The following is a 19,797-nucleotide window of genomic DNA, read 5'->3' on the forward strand; positions in this document are numbered from 1 at the left end:
AAAACAACAGTATGCGAAAACGTTTTGACTTCAGGAAGTTGTATAAGTGTTCAAAATGATGATAAATTTGTCAAAATGGCAACTAGAAAGAACAGATTGAAATGAATTTAACCGATCAGCAATTACTTGCGCTGTTACGCGACAATGCGCGTTTATCGATAACGGCATTAGCCAGCCGGATGAAAATATCACGGGCAACGGTGCAAAAGCGTATTGGGGTCTTAGAACAGGAGGGCGTCATCACTGGGTATACCGTGAAGGTAAAACCTGGCGTTGAGCAAAATCGCATTCGCGCCTGGATGAGTGTGGCAGTGGAAGGCACCCGAGCGTTGGCGATTGTGCAGCAGCTGCGGGGAGACCCGGCGGTCTATACCCTGCATAGCACAAATGGCAAGTGGGATCTGTTGGTTGAATTACGTTCCGACTCACTGGAAAATTTTGACCGTATTCTGGGGCGGCTCCGTCGTATTGAAGGTATTCACAACACCGAAACCAGTATCTTGCTTTCCACACATAAAGCCTGATGGAAAGTCATCGGATAGCACTGCTTTGACCTTGTTCTTCAATGAAGCACATTGGAGAACCATCACATATTTCAATGGCATTGTATTTATAATTCCTGTAGTTTTTTCATCATTAATAGCGGGCATGGACTTCTCTGTAAACTCAGAATAACGGTCTATTTTATATTGCAATCTGAATTGGCTAATATTTATTATTTCGAGGTAAAATACGGACTTGGGTGGTCACATTTATTCTATCTAACTCATTGCCAGGAATCCTGAAGTCGTCAAGTTTATCACGTCTGAGATGTTTTGTTAGTGCAAGTAGTACATCAATGCTATAAATAGGAATGCGATAGTTTGTTCCTATTATAATGAATGCTGAGGCGGTTTTGTTATGAAGAAAATCCTTTCCATAGCATACAAGTTAAAAAATATCCTCAGTCGCGATAAATCTAATTTGGTAAGATTTTAATTGTTGCGAAAGGTATTTTACCATCCTATGTTTGTGCTTCCTTCGGCTACCCGCCATACAACCAATGGAGTTAATCATTGCAGTATTTACTTGATGGTGTGAAATAAATACTTTCTGGTAAATACGATGTGGAGTTAAATTATCTGCTTTTAATTAGCTTGGTTTAATATTGTCAATAGGCGTCATGATTAAAATTATCCCCTATGTTTTTTTTGATGCTAACAATGCATGAGTCTATTTCACCATTGGATAGGTCAATACATTGATATACATAACACCAATCAAAATTAATTGTTTCCTGTTTTTATTTTGTTGCCGAATTTTTCGTAGTGTGGGTCGTTGTTTTATATGTTAATTACTAACTGCGTAGTTGTGGTGAAAATAGGAGTGTGGAAGGGGTGGTTATTTTTATTTAATGAGGGGTTGGGTGGGTTTTTTATTTTCGGGAAATCTTTTGTTGAATATTTAAAATCCCAACCTCTGGGTTTTCTATAATCTTACAATAGTTTTTAAAAATCCTATTTATCAATTGTGGCCTCTAGAACAGTTTGCACATGCTCAGTAAGAGGTTTATTTCTGGACTCTGAACGAGCATTTAAACTATTCATTAAGCGTTCAGAGAGTCTGAATGATGAGGGTGCTTTTATTTTTCATCCTATCATATCTCATGTTTATTTGAGTAGTGTAATGCACAGTGGCTGGAGTGGGGGGATGCGTCAAGCGATTGACGGACTTCAGTAAGATCGCTTAACCTATCTACGTTGTACTGTCGCCCTCGGACGACCATCCAATGTCTCAGCACTCTGTGAGAGGCGCCTTCGGGTGAGTGCCATCCAATGTTTCATGTGACCTGTGAGAAACGCCTTCGGGTAGTCACAATATCCTCGTAGCCTGGAAGAGGATGCCCATGTGGCGGTACCTCCGTTTACCCTTTGAGAACGGAGATCACAACAGTGATGAAGGTTCATTAGCGACTCAACCGCGCCAGTCCTGGTACGGTTTCTTTCACCAATAACGTATATATTACGTCTTTCAGCTATGGAACTCGCCAAGGTGGGTTTTAAGCTTCAACGTTTTGATTCTTTTATCTTTTACGACTTGTTGCTGACTATGTGACTTTTGAACGCACGTATAAGGCCATTTGGTACATTTGGCCGCTTACGTGAGTCTCATTAGGAGCAGAGGAGCGCGCGTCACTTGTGAAGTGGCGAAGACACTACCAAGTGACGCGCGTAGCGCATAACGTCTCAACCCACGCATGACGTGGCTTTCAACGTTTTAATACCATCTGACCAACACGTAGTTGTGTCAGTACGGTTTTAAACACGCATTCACTTAAACGTAATGACGACGGAAAACACCGTTTTGGACGTTTCACTATCTAAAAGGAGGAAATCGACTCGGTATCGATGGCGACACTACGAACAGTAGTGTGTGGAGGCAGACGTGACTAACGTCAGGCCGGCGAAAGCCGCGAACAGGTCAGAGACCTGGGGAGCCTCGAAATAACTCAACATTTCGCCGCCCCGATGCACAGATACCAGTCGAGACGCAGGAAGCGCAAAAGTAACCGTGCCGTCGGGGTTGAAATTATCGGGATACAGATCTGTCTGCTTTGTGGAAAGCAGAGGGTTGTGTATGCCGTGGGAGGAAAGTTGATGTCAAAGCTCAGCAAGCAGCTGGTTACGCTCGCCCGCCAGGGCCGGGGCAGTTTTAAAACCGTTGCAGACCGTTCAAGATTAGCAGAGCGTTTTTCTGAACGTCTTGCGAAACTAAATATCCAAATCAGGGATGTTAAGCATGTTAAAACGTCCCATGTCGAAAAATATATTAATAGTCGCAAGGCTGAAAACATATCAACGCGGACACTCCAAAATGAAATGTCAGCAGTGCGTTCAATCATGTCAGCAGCAGGGCGTAATAAGCTCGCTGACCCCTCTCATGATAAGTTGAGCAATCAGGCGCTGGGTATATCAGGAGCTTGTCGTGATGGGACAAAGACACCACTCTCCGATGAAAAGTTATCAGCAATTGTTAGCCATGTTTTTAAAAAAGATGAGGGGGTAGCAATCTGTATGCAATTATCTCGTTATTTGGGGCTTAGAACGGAGGAGACGGTTCAGTCGGCTAAATCACTAAAAACATGGAAGCAAACTATTTTGAATGGTAACGATAGGGTAAAGGTGGTGTTCGGGACAAAAGGTGGTCGCCCTCGGGAAACTACAGTGTTTAATCGTGAGAAAGTTTTGTCTATTTTAGATAAAGCGATAAAACATTGTGATTCACATAATGGGAAACTGATTGATAAACCTTCGTTACATACGGCGATAGAGCGGTACAGAAATATCGTGCGTGAAGCTGGTATGACCGGAAAAGATGCGCCTCATAGTTTACGTTATGCTTATGCCAAGGATGCAGTAAGTCATCACGTTAATAATGGTATGAGTCGAGAAGAGGCAAATGCATTGGTTTCTATGGATTTAGGGCATGGTGACGGGCGAGGCCGTTATATCAAGCAGGTCTATTTTAAAAATGGCGTTGAATGAGTGGTGCAAAATGGTCGCAGCACTCACAGGGCTGCGACCTCTAAAATTGTAAGGCGATTTTACTTGTGCAACTCTCTATATAGTCTGTTCAATTAAAAATAATGCAATTTTTTTATGTCTATTACACTGCTGAAGTTAGTTGATCATGATGTACATATTGGTATGTATATTCTGGCGGTTGTGGGAGTAATTCCGGGCTTCTCCCTTTGAAAAGATAAATGAATCCGATTACTTTATATCCATCGATAGCCCAAACTGCAACTGGATAAATAGTCATTCCACCTTTACGGTTTTCTACCCGAATGCACCAGTTTTATACAGGGGTATGGAGGGAAGCCTTTTTTCTTTGGATGAATCATTACTGCTATTGGCTTCTTGGTCATAATTGCTGAAGATTGAAATAACTGTACAATCCTCGCATGATTTTAGTTCCCCTGTGGTTGACATAACTCTCTTTTGATTCGAAAATGAACAGGCTTACTTGTTGTCTTCGGACAACCAGCTAATGCTTCAGCACTCTGTGAGAAGCGCCTTCGGGTGAGTGCCAACCAAAGTTTCAGCGGTCTGTGAGAAACGCCTTCGGGTGACTGCCAATAGCCTCGTAGCCTGAAAGAGGAAGCCCATGTGGCGGTAACTCCGTTTAGCCTTTGAGAACGGGGATCACTTAGCGGTGATGAAGGTTCCTTCAGTATTTCACTTCCGGGCACCGTGTCCAATCGATGCAATTATCTTGACGGTAATCATATCCCGTCAGGGCAGGTGTTATACATTTTCTACATACAGTAACCATCGTCTGATTGCGCTTTTAGCAATCGACTCCCCCAGGGAAATACCTTTCCCCTGGGGACGGTGTTTCCCTTTTTTACAGGAGAAACACCATGTCTGTACTTTCACTGTGGCCTTCTCAGCCTGAACTCTCCTTCATTGACCGCCTGTGTGCATGTTGGCGCCGAATATACCCGGGCCATCCGGGCGCAGAAGACGTCATTGATACCGAGTGGTTTACCAACGAAACCCGCAACGTCAGTTGTAAGGCTATCATTTTTCCTCGGGAATCCGGCGGCTGGTGCGCCACCTTTATGTCGCGTACCGGATATTCTAAAAGGGATTTTTCCTACTCTTTGAATTCGTTTACGCAAATCTTCTCATCCCGGATAGAAGCGGTTCGTGCAGCGGAACAACTGGCGAAACAGTTTGTTCATCTGCGTCATCGCTACCATCACGGTGCACAGCAGCTGGCCTGCAAACCGGCCGCTTAAGTCGCATGCAGTCACATACCCTGACGGGGATTTACACCCGTTTGGGGATAAATCCCGCTTTGCTTTTTTGTGGAGGATTTATCGATGCATACCCAGTTACCCAACGTACTTAACGTGAAAACCGCGCTTGATGCGTTTCATTTCCTTTGCCTGGTTGAAGGTAAGCTCATGAGTATTCGGGCTTGCCAGCGTCTGGGGTTGGGTCTTGAACGTGAAGACCCCACTGAGCTGAATGATGTCGAAAATGCCGTTATCAATGCAGGAGAGGCCTATGGTGGTTTCCTGCTGGTCATGCAGTACGGCTATTTACCGACACTTTCCGCTAACGGGCAAGCGCTACTGACTCGCCTGGATACGCTGAGCAAAGATATTCACGCGTCTTACTGGGCGCAGGCCGTGGAGCAAGGCAAGCGCGATGTTGAAGCCGACATCGCTATTGGTGAGCTCGAGGTTTGGTGATCGGCATGACAGCCTGACAACTTGCAGACACACACCCTGACGGGGATTTATTCCCGTCCGGGGGATAGATCCCCCTTCATTATTTCTGGAGGATTTATCGTGATAACGACTGTGTATTTTGACAAGCCGCCGTCAGAGGACGCGTGGATTGATTTAACGCTTGCGGTGACCGAGGTGTACTGGCTTTTGCCGGCGACGACCTGGCCTGTAGATATTAACCAGGCCAGTGATCTGTTCAGCGGTGCGGTACTCGATGTGGCCGGTCTGCAGTTTTCTCAGCAGCCGGGACACATGCAATCTGTACAGCAGACTCTCTGGATCGACAGTCGACAGGATTTCTTCGGCCGGCTGATGTTGCTCCTGATACATAACCTGTGCCCCGGCTGCTTCCGAATAGAGCGGGATACACAAACTGCGGGATGTGGTTGGGAACAGCCGCTTATCTGGTTGCGTCATCATCTGCAGCGTCCTGAGCTCAAGGCTCCAGATGCGGTGAATGAACGGATACTCACGGACGATTCAGTCCGCAGACACCTGGTGCAATTCAGGGACAGTATCAATAACGACGAGCTCTCCTATCACTGGAGCGTGATCACCCTGATGGATAACGTCTGGCTAAACCCGGGTTTGAGCAGGAGCAAGTGAACGTGATCTCAACCTTGTAGTCCGCACTGTCAGTCTTGTTGAGTACGACAGGACTTCAACGCGTTAACTCATTTTCCCTGGAGGGGCTTTCCCTCTCGGGGAAGTCCGTCTCCAACACACAGGAGACTTACCATGTTGCATTTTAACCCTGCAGAATTGCGCACTGTCATTGCTGAAGTTCGCGCCAATCAGTGTGCGCTGATGCTGGCCAAAGACGAAGGCGTCTATCTGATGCCGACCGTGGGCGAGCGAAATGCTACCGGACGTATTAAACACCTGGCGTATGCCGACGGTTGCCATCCCGAAAAGGATGAAGCCTGGTATGAGACGTCCCGGCAGCTTGTCGGCGGAGATGACTTTGGCGAGGAGCTGGTGCTGACCGACAGTTGCATCGAACGAATACTGTCGCAAGGCCATGAGCTCTGGATACACCTGTTACCCGAAACGGTCTATATGCACGTCGCCGTGGTCAACTGGGTGTGTGTCGCCGACTTTCGCCGTATGACCGCCCGTATGCTGCAGCTGGCCGAGGTCCATTACTCGGTCTGTGTCAGCCAGGAAGAGTTTAAACACTGGCGTGAGCGGGCTATCAACCTGTTGTCCACGGCCTGCCATACCGATTGCAAGCGGGCAAAGCCCGCCGATCGGGACGACTATCAGGCCTTGTTCGAACGGCTGAAACAGCGTGTTGACACGGTAAACCCGAAAGGGGCACTGCGTTACCCTGCGTTCTAACCACTTTCTGTCCCCTGGGGCGTATTCTTCGCCGCCAGGGGAGGAATGCGCTTTTTTTACGAGGAGCATTCCATGAAGAAATCATCATCATCACGTCGGCCGGCAAAAGCCCGTCGCGAACGTCCTGACCTGTACCAACAGGTCACGGACAAAATCATTGCCGCTATCGAGACGGGAACGTTGCCCTGGCGTAAGCCCTGGCGGACCGATAAGGCCCGCAGTGCGTCGACCAGCATCATGCCGCAGAACGGCACAACCGGTTATCACTACAGCGGTGTGAATGTGCTGCTGTTGTGGATGGCCGCGGACGAAAGGGGGTTTCACTCCAATCGCTGGCTGACCTACAAGCAGGCGGAAGCCGTCGGTGGGCATGTGCGCGCTGGCGAAACAGCCACCCTGGCCGTGGTATTCAAACCCTGGGACAAGCAGGTGGAGGATGCTGATGGCCGGCAGCTGTTTGACGAGGAGGGGAACCCGCTGAAAACGCGAATACCCATGCTGAAGCCGCTGTACCTGTTTAACGTTGCCCAATGCGACAACCTCCCGGAAATCGTTGTCGGCGTTACGCCGGCAGAAGTGCCGGAAGAGGATGGGGCGTTGGTTGATACGAAAACGCAGGCTCAGGTCAGCACCCTCGTTGATGCCAGTGGCGTTCGGCTCGAACAGGTGTACCAGGACCGGGCATTTTACTCCCCGATCCGCGACCAGATTGTCCTGCCGCAGGTTCAACAATTTAGGACCGAGGCGGATTACTGGTCGACGTTATTGCATGAACTGGTGCACAGCACCGGTCATGCAACACGGCTCAACCGGGAGGGGATCACGTCTTCCTCCCGGGCGTTCGGAGATCCGGTGTATGCGTTCGAGGAACTGGTGGCGGAACTGGGCAGTGCTTTTATGTGCGCGCAGCTTGGCATCTTTGGCGACATCCAGCACGACAGCTACCTCGAGCACTGGCTCAAGGTATTACGTGAAGATAAGCGCGCGCTGTTTCGTGCGGCCAAACAGGCCCGTGAGGCATCAGAGTTTTTGCTGAAGCCCCTGGCGAAACCGGCGACAACCGATCCTGCCGTTGCGGCATGAGGAGTCTGGTGATGACGATTGAACAACGTTACTGGCAGACCATTGCCGGCAGGTTACTGGCCAAATACTTTGGCCTGGCGTTAAACGATACCGATCTGTGTGAGGCGGAGTGCGTGATGGCTTTGCAGGAAGCGGGAGTGCGGCCGTTTGAGGCGATCAACAACCTGGTGGATAAATACCACCTGGTACGCCTGCGCACCAATCCCTTTACCCCATCATCACCGTATCTGCGCCAGGTGGAAGAGCTGGGCGTGATCGATGAAATAGAGCAGGAGATAGGCCACTAAGGGCAGGGCTGAATCATCGTCCTGACCATCATGATTTAACACCTAACCCATCGGGGGAGACTTTCCCCCGATGGGGAAAGCTCCCTCTTTTTTTATGAAGAGGAGAACGACCATGTCCAACTGGTGCAAAAACCGTTTAGTGATCACTGGCCAATCCGTGTTTGTGGATGAACTGCAGCAATGGGTCAATGGCCATGTTGTGCCTGACTACCGTCATGCCATTCAACAGAGTTGCCGGCTATTTCTGGCCGGCTGCGCCGGCATACTGAAGCCGGCCACAACAAAACCTGGGGTTTATGTGCCCTATCCGGATCTGTTATCACATCCGGGGATCGCATCACCTCAGAATCTGGCCTTTGAACACTGGTTCGGGTTGCTGAAGGCAGATATCCCGTTAACGGCCGAAAATATTCGTTTGATTGAGCGTCTTTATCGCCAGTCGGGAATTGACGCCGTGAAATGGGAAAACATTCCTAACGTCGCGAAGGCGCGTATGGCGGATGTACTGTCTCGCCAGTATGCGGACTGGTTCGGCCTGGTGGGGGTGAGTCCTGACATTGATGCCGGCATATGCTGGGAACGTTTGGGCGTGATGCCAGAGTATACCGTGCCCTGTGACATGCTGATGCTGATACCTACACGCCTGGCATCCGAACTGAATGGTTCAGGGGCCCTGTTACGTGAGGTGCCGGCCACGGCCGATCTATATGGTCGTCAGTACGGCGTTGAATGGCCATCAGGCCATAATGTCGGTTGCATACGGGACGGCATCAACACGTTGACGGTTCACTTTGACTCTCCCTGGTACCCGCCTGCTGGCGAAGTTATCGGGACAGTATCTGAGTTGTTCAGTTGCCAGGTAGAGCATACCTGGTATATGCCCGACGCAGAGCGCAGTGGCTATGATCGTTACGACCGCGGCGAGCATGTCGACGGCGGACGAATAGCGGCAGAAACAGAGGTCGGTGAAGTGATCCACCTGACCTACGCTGACAAGGGTTCTGTGCCGTTGTCACTGAATTCAGCTGCTGGCTAATCATCGAGTTTTGTTAACGCATTAACCTATGGCCACCGATGTTCGGTGGTCTTTTTTTTCCCGTGGGGGAGTTCTCCCACTACGGGTGAGCTCCCTTGTTAAAGGAGTTCACCATGTTGACGTTTAGTGAAGCACAGAAACAATTCGTCGGCCTCTTTGGCCAAACTGCACGCTACCACCATCGGTATAAGGTCTTTTCTGACTTCGTTCAGTGTGGCGCGATAGCGATGCACAATCGCTTCTGTCCAGACGAAAGACTGGAGAAACAGTATCTGACGATCATCAAGGGGTATGAACGTGAAGACGTCGAACGCCTAGCGCACTTACTTGCCCTGGTACGAATTGCACTGAATGCCCAGGCTTGTGATTTTCTAGGGATGACGTTCATGCAACTGGAGCTCGGGGATAAACACCGTGGGCAGTTTTTCACGCCCTGGAGCGTGGCATCGATGATGGCCAAGTTACAGTTCACAGGATTGAAGCAACAGTTGCAAACTCAGCCGTTTGTCACCATCAGTGAACCTGGTTGTGGTGCCGGCGGCATGATGATTGCTGCAGCGGTAGAGATGCAAACATTGGGATACGAACCTTCACAGCATATGTGGGTTTCCTGCGTTGACATCGATGTAGTGGCTGTGTCGATGGCCTATATCCAGCTGTCATCACTGGGGATACCCGGTGAAATTGTATTGGGAAACGTATTGGCCAATGAGCGCCGATTGGTGATGTACACTCCGATGCATTGGTTGGAAAAATGGCCAGTTAGAATACAGCAGTACCATTCAGGTAATTGACCAAAACCGCCCAGTATGGGCGGTTATCTTTTAGTTCTATAAATATAATGTGCGATTTATAGAATGGGCTGATTCGCAAATACGGATTCTATGGATTTTTTAATATCATTTAATCTTACTGGTTTTGTTAAAATATCCACATCTTTGATTGGGCTTTCACTGGTGTATGCACTAATGAATATAAACGGTGTGTTTTTATTTGGACCGTTATTCTGTTTGACCTCTCTGTATAAGTCATCACCAGTGATAATAGGCATCTGTAAATCACTCAAAACAAGATCAAATGATTTCCGATATAACTTCTCCAATGCTCTTTCCGGAGATGTTGTATACTCTACTGAAAAGTCATGCTGAAGAATTGATACTAATGACTCGCACGCCATTTCATTATCATCGATAATCAATATACTGATGCCCTTAGCTGAGAACGGTTTGTCATCAATATCGGTGATAATGTCAATTTCAGCAGGTGTTGCCAGCTCAATAGGTAATGAAACGGTAAATACAGTTCCTTTACCAACATCACTTTTTACATCAATAGTCCCATTCATGGCTTTAACAACACCATGGACGATAGCTAACCCCATCCCGAAGCCGGGCACTTTGTTGTCGTTGCCGACTCGGACAAACGGCGAAAATATAGTGTCTATTTTATCTTTCGGGATACCCTGTCCCGTATCTTCGACCTTAATAATTAGTTTGGATTTTTCGTGAACAACTGCACTGACCTGCACATTACCGTTTTCTGTGTATTTGATAGCATTGGTGACAATGTTTTCAATGATTTGCATAGCCCGCGAAGGATCACTCTTTATATACACATCAGAGATGTCACCTAAACTTACAGAAACAGACTTTTTATTTAATATCGAAATGCTTTGATCAACGGTATCTTGCACAATCTTACGTAATTTGAATGATGCTATTTTTATTTCGACGTTACCATTATCAACCTTTGCAAATTCAGCAAGGTCTTTCATCTGACGTTCCATTTTCATGGCGGCATTTTCTAAACGTTCAAAGTGATTGAATGCAGTACCGTCTTTTTTCTGGATAATCACCTCTACAGATGAAATTATCGCCTGTAGGGAAGTTCTTAATTCATGGCCCAAAACCCCCAGGAACGCATTTTTGTTGTTGAAAGATTTTTTTTCGGATTCTAATTGGTTGTTAATGGATTTTACTTGTCGATATGAAATGAATAGCATCAGCAAGAAAAGGAAGTACAGAGTTGCAATAGGAAACTTCATAGAGTTCCCTTTGTTAAGGTAGTCTTGCTGGATGATATTTCTTTGCCTTACTTCAGCATGATCTGAAATTACAACGAGATTTTTATTGTCCTGTCCGATTAATTCAATACTTTTAAGAATGATAGAGTAATCAGGAGTCTCTTTATGTAACTCGACATCAATCTTTTCTAGATTAGAATTTATTTGTGCCACAGTATTAGCATAGCCAGCTTCTTCATATAAGTATCTGGTCGAAACACTTTTATGTAGCAGGACATTAGAGCTCGAGAACAGGAGATCAAGCTCTGTTTGTAATTCCTCTTTATCATTGTTACCCAATCGCAGCTGGCGCTCAACTTTCGCATTAAATCCTGCCAGTCTGATCGTGAATTTAGCTATTGCCCACGCATAGTTTTCTTGTGGGCCAGCCGAGTTCATATTATGGTTTGTGGAAAAATACTGTTCATACATCCACACAAAACCACCGGTTAGAATCAAAAAACCGACGATATACTGGATTAGGATCCGTTTTAGCTTCATTTATCTATTACCGTTATGCTGTCTACTTGCCAGATATGGCGAGCCTGATACGTGGGGCTATTAAGTTTGTCGTAAAACTCATCTAAAGGGTAAATGACGAAATAGGGACCAAAATCTCTTACTTTCAGAGGGTTCCCGTCCATTTTATTTGCAAGTAAAATATCGTATTGTTCTACATCAGAGAAAGGTATATCGACCCAGTAGTCATTCAATGCTCTCATTCTTAACGTTTTTCCATGAGCACCGACAAGTGTCAATAAATCCTTGAATTTGACACCTTCGAAATCCACCACGTGTCCAGGCTCGGTCCAGGATGTGGTGGTTTTTATATGGGATTTTTTAAGTTTATTAAAATCATCAGCAGTTAACAGATAGCCGTCATTATTATTTTTATTTGCAATATCACCATCTATATAGAGATCGCCTATCTTTGCAAAGGCCGATGCTGAAAAAAACACAGCGACTATGAATAGTATCGATAGGGATTTTGATTTATGCATAATAAACCTCGAATTCTTTACTTATTGAATTGATTAAATTGATATCTTCACTATTATGGATCCCTACTGTTTTATCATTTCCGATATAAACAGAATCGCAATGAGTATAGTATAGACTACGAAATTCAGGCTTCACAGTTGTAAATATACATGTAGTTGGGATGTCAAAACCAGCACCAATATGTAAGGCAGCAGAGTCACATGTGTAGAGGTGTTTGGCATGTTTTATTATAGATGCAAAGCAAGCAGTACTTTTTGATATTTCAGATATATTCGTGTAATTTTCATGCTCAACATCACTGAACCCAAGCACTTTAATATTAAATTTGTCGCTTAAGTAAGATATTATTTTTTTATGGTACTGTTCCGGTATACTTCTTATTTTTGTACTTGCGTGAGGGCAGAAGAGTACATACTCGCCCAGGTTGATTTCAATAAGGGGGGCATCTTTTAACCATGAGTTGCTTTTGACCTCAGCAGGAGTAAAGATATGCTCGAGACCAAGATTTCTTAAAAAGAAGTCATGCATTTCCCACTTGTTAAAATCTTCCCAATACAGTTGGTTTCCAATATCTATTATTATCTCTGCTTCTGTCGCTTTGGTAATATCAAATGGCATGAAGTGGATTTCATTTATTATGTTCTTTGTGAGCGTGTAAATTTCATTGACGTAATTATGGCAGTTCTCTGGACGAATGACTCTAATGACGATGTTGGGATTTATTTTTTTTATTGCATGTAGTGCAGATATACCGACTACTGAATCTCCCAGGGTCACCCCTAATCCATTGATGACAGTCAAGCTTTTAACTTTTGAGTAGTCTACGGAAATTTTATTGATTGCGTTATTATGAATAATAGCGTTACTCAATGGGGATATTTCCCCGCCGGGTTCTTCTTTACTTACCCCATAGGGTGAAACGATGTATCTTCCATCAAGTAAGAGACTGCCTGTATATGTTAATAAAGTATTATTCATAATGATTCACTTGGGGAAGTGTTTATCAATAATTGATTTTATCACACTGGCTTTGATCGGCTTTTCATGGGGGCCAGTGATATCATAGTCATTTATTGCACTTGCTATTTCTCTGTCTACTATGCCAGATAGCTGTCCGGTAAGAACCAGAACCATTGCATTTTTATTTTCTGACTTTCTTATTTCTTTGATTGTGTTAAAAACAGTTTTCGTCCCAACAACCCAATCCAGAATATAGGCGTCATAAGGGCTGCGTTTCAAGCTCTCCTCTAAGGATTCAATGTTATAGAACGAATCTACTATGTACTGACCATGACCAATTATTTCCTGTAGACTATCAACAATGTTTTTGTCGTCATCAAGAATTGCAATTCTATGTTTTTTTACATTATGTTTTTGTGGATATAGTTGAATTATTTCAATGTTTCGTTTTGACTCAAATAAAACCTCATCTTTTATATCATCGGTGTGAAAAACAACCCATTCATCATTGATTTTTAAGGCTGAATATTCCGTTGGTTCATTACTGTTTGCAGTTGATAAGTAGATTTTGCATTTAATATTAGCTTTTCCATCATGCCATGTAGCAGTATGAACCTCATTAACTGAATAGTTAAATATGTCGAAAAAATCGCTCATCTTCATATCAATGGAATCGATCACTTTTACCAGCTGTGATACTTCCCAGTTCGATGCGCCGGTCATCTTCTTTTGTGCTGCAGCTGTTGTGATATCCAGTACACGGCTGGTGTGGCTGATATGCTTCTGCTTTGGTATACCCTTCATCGCTAGCGCTTTTGCAATGATCTCCCCCAGGGCAGTTTTATTGTTGATATCCATCTCCCACCTTCGTTCAATTTCAGTTTAAAAATCAGCCACAACTTTACACTCAAAGTTGTGTTTTTCAAAGAAAACGCCATTTACTGTGTCGCAAAGCGATATTTAAAGTCATAAAAGTATCAATTATGTTGACGTGCACTAATGTTAGTTGTTAAAAAGATGCCTGAGTGTGGGGGCCAGCGCTGCTGAACTGAAGTTTCTGAGCGTTATGCTTATCGCTTTTCGGATGAGCATAACGCTCAGGTGAAGCTACAGCGCACAACACCAGAGAAAGCGCCAACTCAACGTGGGGGATTACTCCCTACATTGAGACGGATGCGCAATAACAGTGAGGGTGTGCTTTCACAAGTAATGAATGCTTGTGAATGGCTAAAGCACCCCGAAATAAATTCACCTGAACCTTGTAGTCTTTGCACCAGGGAAACCTGAAATTTAGCTTTGGGATTGTCTTCGGAAGTATCGAGACATCCCATGGTTTTGACTTAACAGACTCCAGCAATGCGGGGTTGATAACTGTCTATCAACCTGAAAACGGCTTACCACAGGAAACCTTTTCAACTGGGAAAAGGATTTCCTGTGGTGATTGCCGTATTGACCTGCGCAGCATAAGCGCCGGTCAAGTTTTACGGAGTTCTGCTGATGTCTTATTGTGATACACCTGAACAGGCCGCCATCATCGGTTGGTCTGGAAGAAAACTGGTGGTTAGGGCTTTTGCCGGCACTGGAAAAACGTCCACACTGGTGCGGTTCGCGTTAGCAAATCCGAACAGCAGGATGCTCTATCTTGCTTATAACCGGGCTGTCAGGGACGAAGCAGAGCAAAAATTCCCATTCAATGTGGAATGTAAAACCTCCCATCAACTGGCCTGGCCCAACTTCGGACGGCACTATCAACAACGGTTGACAGGCAATCTGCGGATCACCGACGTTGCCCGTCAACTCAATACGCGTCACTGGCCTTTGGCTCGCGTGGCCACCATCACCCTCAATGCTTTTCTCTGCAGTGCAGATACCCAGTTTGGCACGCAACACCTGCCTGATGAGAACGTGCGCAGCGGGTTGTCATCTGAAAAAATTCTGGCGGCCGCGCAGTTGCTCTGGCGCGAATCAGCTCGTCAGGACGGCGTATTCCCTGTCACCCATGATGTTTACCTCAAACTGTATCAGCTCTCCGAGCCAGATCTCGCCAAACGCTGGCAGACCGTACTGTTTGATGAGGGGCAAGACGCCAATCCAGTCACGCAAGCCCTGGTGCTGTCCCAGCGCTGTAATGTGGTCATGGTCGGTGATCGCCATCAACAAATTTACCGGTTCCGCGGGGCGGAGAATGCGCTCGACGCTGAGCAACTGGCAGATGCTCAGCAGCTGTGTCTGACACACAGCTTCCGGTTTGGCCCTGGAGTGGCCAGGGTGGCGAATATGCTGCTTAAACGCCAGGGGGAAACACTGCCCCTGGTCGGGAACGGCGGTGAAGACAACGTCGTGACGAGCTTGCCGGAACAGGACAAATCAACACACATTGCTGTACTCAGTCGGACTGTCGCTGGCGTGATTGGTAGGGCGCTTGAAGCCAGTCTTGCGGGCAAAAAAGTGTATTGGGTTGGCGGTATTGCCGGCTACAAAACAGAGGAGCTTGAGGATTTGTACTGGTTTTCGGCTGATATGCCTGAACGAATGCAATCCCCGTTGCTGGCGCGAGAATACCGTAATTTTGAGGAATTTGAGTCGGTGGCCAGGGCAACCAAAGACGCTGAAATGAACCAGGGTCTTCGATTACTCGACCAGTACTTCCCGCTGCCACAAAAGCTGCAGGTCATGCGTGAGCATGCGGTCACAGATGAAAGCCAGGCGCAGGTGACCGTTTCGACAGCACATCGCAGCAAAGGCCTGGAGTGGCCTGTAGTGATGTTGAACGATGACTTTGCGGATATCACCGACCCCCTGATGGTTGACAGCGAACGTACTGATGAAGCGAATCTGCTGTATGTCGCTGTTACCCGGGCTCAGCAAACATTGGTACTGAATGATTTACTGCAGGTGTTGATGGACGGCGAAGGAGATATCGCTGGAGGCCCTGCATGCTGAAGGCCATCAAAGAGCTGCTGGTTGGGACCCGGGATATGCCGGTAAAGCCAACAGCAAGCTCTTCAGGCTCAAAAGGACCTGCTGGTTACTATATGACAGTATCCGCAGAACAGCTGTTGAGCACGGCATCGCGTAAGCAGTGTTTACAGCAGTTATGGGAAAATTGTGCGCTTCCCAAAGACCTTTATGAACAATTCTATTTGCAACCACTGAAGCAGCTCATTGCGTTGATGCAGGTGCTGCCGGCAGCACCGCAGGGTGAGTATGCCAGGGAAGGGGGATTGGTTGATGTCACTCTTCAGACGACGACGTATGCGGTGCGTCTGGCCAAAGGGCATATGCTTCCGCCAGGTGCCGCGCCCGAAGAACAATCAGCCCAGAATGTACAGTGGAATGTCGTGGTGTTTTACGCTGCGCTATGGCACTACCTGCCGCTGTTGAGCCAGTTGCAGGGGGAACTCCAAAGTGGACGAGCCTGGTTACCCGGTTTGACGGTGCCGGGTGCTCCCTACCGTTTTCGTTTCGGTGCGAGCCCGTCAGCCCCGACATTGGCGACGAGTCAAAGTGCGTTGATTGCGGCACGGCTTCTGCCTGCTGAAGTCATCGACTGGTTATCAACACTGCCGACAGCTACACACACGTTGATGACGATTGCGTCCCGACAGCCCAGCGCATTACCGGTAATCGACGACATTATCCAGGACGCGGTCAAACTGGCGCGCGGCGATAGCCTGGCCGTATCTTTCTCGCCGGCGTCCATCTCCAGCACATTGACCGTTCCTTTACAGTCGGTGGCCCCGACTACAGAAAATATCCCCTCTTCAGCGCCCGAAGTTGATTTGCAAAGTGCAGTCAGCGACACCCACTCACCGCTCATCGAGGGGCAACAGCCAGCAGAGACATTAACTCAAACCGAAGAAAATGCAGCGTCAGCAACGGAGGTGTTACTCAGCTCGGCCCTGGACACGCCGGTCAACGATAGGCCTTTGGCTGAGATGATCCTCGTGCCTGAAACGGCGGTTGGTGCGGAAGAGGATATGCAGGCCCTATTGTCATTATTGTCGGTTGAGGTGTCTGCTCCGGTGAATCAGACAGAACAGGAGTTCGGGGACGCCCCTCACGAAGATGAAGGCCCTATGCCTGTCGATAGTCCTGCGTTTACAGCTGAAATGACTCAGGTAGTTGAGGCTGCCGAAATAAACCAGGAGTCAGACGACATCAATAATATCGCTCCCGAAGCGGCATTTTCAACAACCGAAGTCTGCTTCCCTCAAACTACTGACCCTGCTCCCTCGCAATCACAAAAACTGGGTATTGAAGGCGATGGAGCCACAACTCCCGGAGAAGCCTTTTGGTATTGGTTAACCGAGGGGCTCAATTCTAATGAGATCCCCATTAACTCCGTCGGTGCGCGGGTTCATCTTGTTTCTGGCTTTGTTTTTATCACGGTCCCTGGGATTTTTTATTTGTACCTGAAACAAGCTGGTCTGGATGGCTCTCAACGAGAATCCCTTCAGGAAGATTTTGAACGCCTAGAGAAACATCGCCGGGTAAAGGGTAAAAGATTTTATTTTGCACACCTGTATGAAACATCAGAGCGCACAGGTGCGTTTAAACGAACCAAAGGATATCTCGTTAAAGCAAGTTTGCTCTATCGGGGTAAAAGCGTACCTGCCGACAGTCCGGTACTGGTGATCCCTTGATAGGGATTAATCGTGTTTTGTGATCACAGAATGTTCGCAAGGCTTCTATTTAAACTAGGGGGATATCATGCATAAATCGCGTGCTATGGATTGGGATACTTTGCTCGAAGAGTATTTTTTCTCGAAGGCGTTACGTCCTGAAACTGAAAGGAGCTATCGCCGGGTGGTTGCTGTTTTCAGGAAATTTATTGGGTATGACACGTTACCAGAAGAGGTCACGAACCGTGAACTGATTTTGTGGCGTAGGGATATGCTGGGAAGAGGGTTAACAACAAGTACATGGAATAATAAAGCTCGGCATTTGCGTGCTATCTACAATCAGGGGATCAAGAAAAAATGGCTCAATTTAGAGGAGAATCCGCTGAATGAAACGCAAGTACCGCCGGGTAGCAAGCGTAAAAAAGTATTGAACCGTGACCAACTGATAAAAGTGAATCTGGTGTTAGAACAATTTGAAGAGCGAGAAAAATTACGGGTAGGTAAATGCCGTCCCTGCGCGCTGTTCCCTGTGTGGTATTGGCGGACCGTCATCGATGTGTTGCGTTCGACTGGGATGCGGCAAAATCAGTTATTACATATACGGCTCATGGATGTAGACCTGGAGACTAACTCGATGTTGCTGTGTAAAGAAGGCAGTAAAACACATCGCGAGTGGTTAGTTCCTATTGTGAGCTTTGTCCGGGAAAGGATGCGAATACTTTTTGACCGCGCTATAGCGCAAGGGGCCGAACCAGCTGATTATCTATTTGATGTAGAGCGATTCTTGAATCCATTAGGTGAAGTTGACTCAGAACCTGCAATCCAACCTGTTCGCTCATTCTTCAGCAGACTAACGAAAGAATGTGGTTTTAAGGTGAGTCCACATCGATTCAGACATACTCTGGCAACCGAAATGATGAAGTCTCCAGACCGAAATTTGGCCATGGTGAAAGGTCTACTTGGCCATCGGAGTGTCAGTACAACGATGGAGTATGTCGAACTGGATTTAAAGATCACAGGACAAGCGTTAGAGGATGAATTATCACTGTATATGGATGTAATACCAATGCGTGAAGAAGACGGCAGGCTAGCCTTGACATAACTTTAACAAGCTGTAAAAATCAACAGTGATCGAGAAAAGGATGCCTGTGCTGTCACACAGGCATCCTTTTTAAGAGGAACCTAGTTATTAACATCGAGTGTGCAAATTCGAAAAACACTGCGATATCAACTTGCTAGTTCCTTTGTTCCGCCCGTTAAAGGGTGTACCCCTAACCAGCGTACTTTCATGCAGAATTAGTGGTGCCCGGACTCGGAATCGAACCAAGGACACGGGGATTTTCAATCCCCTGCTCTACCGACTGAGCTATCCGGGCAACGGGCAGCATTAAACCGTATTGGCCGGGGGCCGTCAACGGCTTTATGCGTGAAATACCTGAAAATGCGTCCGGTTGCTGGCTTTTCAGTCAAAGGGCGTAAAAATGCGCCCGCACAGGCCGTAACCGCGGGCCGATTGGCCCGGGTGAATCGGCCGCTCAGCCCAGAGCGCCGTTCCTGCGGCACTGCGCCACCTGCAAGATGTCTTCGGCCAGCCGTTTGGCGACCGATACGTCCTGGAGCTGACGTTTTACCAGCAGTTTGCTCAGGCAGCCTTCCTGGATCAGTTCCATCTGCTGCGCCACCATATCGGCGTCGTCGGCGTCCATTTCGCGCAGCAGGTCGCGGGTCAGCTCCAGCGAGGTGAGCTTTTGCTGTTCCGCCAGCTGGTGGATAGGGTGATCCGTTTCCGGGAAGAAGCTGCAGGCGGCGATAAACAGGCAGCCGGGATAGCGGTCATGCTGCACGTATTCCGCCAGCACGTCATAGCGCGCCAGCAGCTTTTGCTGCGGGCTCAGGGTTTCGTCCAGCAGCAGCTGGCGGCGCCAGGTGTCGATCTGCTGGCCGTGATAGCGCAGGCAGTCATACAGCAGCGCTTCGCGGTCCGGCCAAAACCGTTTGAGATCGCTGGGCTGCACCGCAAGTTTTTCCGCCAGCATCTCCAGCGTGGTGGTCGCCAGGCCCTGTTGTTCCAACAGCCCCAGTGCCGTATCAAGGACGTGTTCACGTTGCACTTGTGCTTC

At 47.3% G+C, this 19,797-nt stretch carries 18 protein-coding genes and 1 tRNA gene; 13 read left to right on the plus strand and 6 right to left on the minus strand.

What is annotated here, in order from left to right:
• Positions 1-101 precede the first annotated feature (101 nt).
• The 10 genes from CKW09_RS02025 to CKW09_RS02070 all read left to right on the plus strand — a co-directional run bounded on the left by CKW09_RS02025 (position 102) and on the right by CKW09_RS02070 (position 9,822).
• Positions 102-524, plus strand: a complete 423-nt coding sequence (locus CKW09_RS02025) for an Lrp/AsnC family transcriptional regulator (protein ID WP_095095366.1) — start codon at positions 102-104, stop codon at positions 522-524.
• A gap of 2,112 nt (positions 525-2,636) precedes the next feature.
• The gene (locus tag CKW09_RS02030) at positions 2,637-3,524 is read left to right on the plus strand and encodes an integrase domain-containing protein (RefSeq protein ID WP_095099977.1); all 888 of its coding nucleotides are present in this window, start codon (positions 2,637-2,639) and stop codon (positions 3,522-3,524) included.
• Between the two features lie 878 nt (positions 3,525-4,402).
• A complete protein-coding gene (locus CKW09_RS02035) occupies positions 4,403-4,783 on the plus strand; it encodes a hypothetical protein (protein WP_095095368.1) in 381 nt (126 codons plus the stop codon).
• Between the two features lie 84 nt (positions 4,784-4,867).
• Positions 4,868-5,242 carry a hypothetical protein gene (locus CKW09_RS02040; protein ID WP_095095370.1) on the plus strand — a complete coding sequence of 125 codons (375 nt, stop codon included), beginning with the start codon at positions 4,868-4,870 and terminating at the stop codon, positions 5,240-5,242.
• A gap of 99 nt (positions 5,243-5,341) precedes the next feature.
• Positions 5,342-5,887: a hypothetical protein gene (locus CKW09_RS02045; RefSeq protein WP_095095372.1), complete on the plus strand. Its 546-nt coding sequence runs from the start codon at positions 5,342-5,344 to the stop codon at positions 5,885-5,887.
• Between the two features lie 132 nt (positions 5,888-6,019).
• Positions 6,020-6,622, plus strand: coding sequence for a DUF3085 domain-containing protein (locus tag CKW09_RS02050; protein ID WP_095095374.1), 603 nt, complete (start codon positions 6,020-6,022; stop codon positions 6,620-6,622).
• Positions 6,623-6,694: 72 nt separating this feature from the next.
• A complete protein-coding gene (locus tag CKW09_RS02055) occupies positions 6,695-7,705 on the plus strand; it encodes an ArdC family protein (protein WP_095099980.1) in 1,011 nt (336 codons plus the stop codon).
• A gap of 11 nt (positions 7,706-7,716) precedes the next feature.
• Complete coding sequence (locus CKW09_RS02060; protein ID WP_095095375.1) at positions 7,717-7,992, plus strand: TA system toxin CbtA family protein; 276 nt, start codon at positions 7,717-7,719, stop codon at positions 7,990-7,992.
• Between the two features lie 112 nt (positions 7,993-8,104).
• On the plus strand, positions 8,105-9,028 hold the full coding sequence (locus CKW09_RS02065) for a DUF1281 domain-containing protein (protein WP_095095376.1): 924 nt from the start codon (positions 8,105-8,107) through the stop codon (positions 9,026-9,028).
• A gap of 113 nt (positions 9,029-9,141) precedes the next feature.
• Positions 9,142-9,822: an N-6 DNA methylase gene (locus CKW09_RS02070; protein WP_167387231.1), complete on the plus strand. Its 681-nt coding sequence runs from the start codon at positions 9,142-9,144 to the stop codon at positions 9,820-9,822.
• A 56-nt stretch (positions 9,823-9,878) separates the two neighbouring features.
• Here CKW09_RS02070 and CKW09_RS02075 read toward each other — a convergent pair whose 3' ends face one another.
• From CKW09_RS02075 to CKW09_RS02090, 4 genes are read right to left on the minus strand one after another with little or no spacing between them, the layout of a single operon-like run.
• Positions 9,879-11,591 carry a hybrid sensor histidine kinase/response regulator gene (locus tag CKW09_RS02075; protein WP_095095379.1) on the minus strand — a complete coding sequence of 571 codons (1,713 nt, stop codon included), beginning with the start codon at positions 11,589-11,591 and terminating at the stop codon, positions 9,879-9,881.
• Positions 11,588-12,091, minus strand: a complete 504-nt coding sequence (locus tag CKW09_RS02080) for a molybdopterin-dependent oxidoreductase (protein ID WP_095095382.1) — start codon at positions 12,089-12,091, stop codon at positions 11,588-11,590. Before CKW09_RS02080 ends, CKW09_RS02075 begins: the two co-directional genes overlap by 4 nt.
• Positions 12,084-13,070, minus strand: a complete 987-nt coding sequence (locus tag CKW09_RS02085; RefSeq protein ID WP_095095385.1) for a glycosyltransferase family 9 protein — start codon at positions 13,068-13,070, stop codon at positions 12,084-12,086. Before CKW09_RS02085 ends, CKW09_RS02080 begins: the two co-directional genes overlap by 8 nt.
• A gap of 6 nt (positions 13,071-13,076) precedes the next feature.
• Entirely contained in the window at positions 13,077-13,910 is an 834-nt protein-coding gene (locus CKW09_RS02090) for a helix-turn-helix domain-containing protein (RefSeq protein WP_095095387.1), read from the minus strand.
• Positions 13,911-14,549: 639 nt separating this feature from the next.
• Between CKW09_RS02090 and CKW09_RS02095 the strand changes: the two genes are divergently transcribed.
• From CKW09_RS02095 to CKW09_RS02105, 3 genes are all read left to right on the plus strand, one after another.
• The gene (locus tag CKW09_RS02095; RefSeq protein WP_095095390.1) at positions 14,550-15,995 is read left to right on the plus strand and encodes a UvrD-helicase domain-containing protein; all 1,446 of its coding nucleotides are present in this window, start codon (positions 14,550-14,552) and stop codon (positions 15,993-15,995) included.
• A complete protein-coding gene (locus CKW09_RS02100) occupies positions 15,989-17,698 on the plus strand; it encodes a TraI domain-containing protein (protein ID WP_095095393.1) in 1,710 nt (569 codons plus the stop codon). Before CKW09_RS02095 ends, CKW09_RS02100 begins: the two co-directional genes overlap by 7 nt.
• Before the next feature lie 67 nt (positions 17,699-17,765).
• Positions 17,766-18,779 carry a tyrosine-type recombinase/integrase gene (locus tag CKW09_RS02105; protein WP_095095396.1) on the plus strand — a complete coding sequence of 338 codons (1,014 nt, stop codon included), beginning with the start codon at positions 17,766-17,768 and terminating at the stop codon, positions 18,777-18,779.
• Positions 18,780-18,977: 198 nt separating this feature from the next.
• Here CKW09_RS02105 and CKW09_RS02110 read toward each other — a convergent pair.
• Positions 18,978-19,053: transfer RNA gene (locus CKW09_RS02110), tRNA-Phe, on the minus strand.
• Between the two features lie 159 nt (positions 19,054-19,212).
• Positions 19,213-19,788 (minus strand): division control transcriptional repressor DicD, encoded by a 576-nt coding sequence (gene dicD / locus CKW09_RS02115; RefSeq protein ID WP_061800727.1) that lies wholly within the window; start codon positions 19,786-19,788, stop codon positions 19,213-19,215.
• Positions 19,789-19,797 lie beyond the last annotated feature (9 nt).

Origin of the sequence: Serratia ficaria, from assembly GCF_900187015.1 — a bacterium.
Lineage (GTDB): Bacteria > Pseudomonadota > Gammaproteobacteria > Enterobacterales > Enterobacteriaceae > Serratia > Serratia ficaria.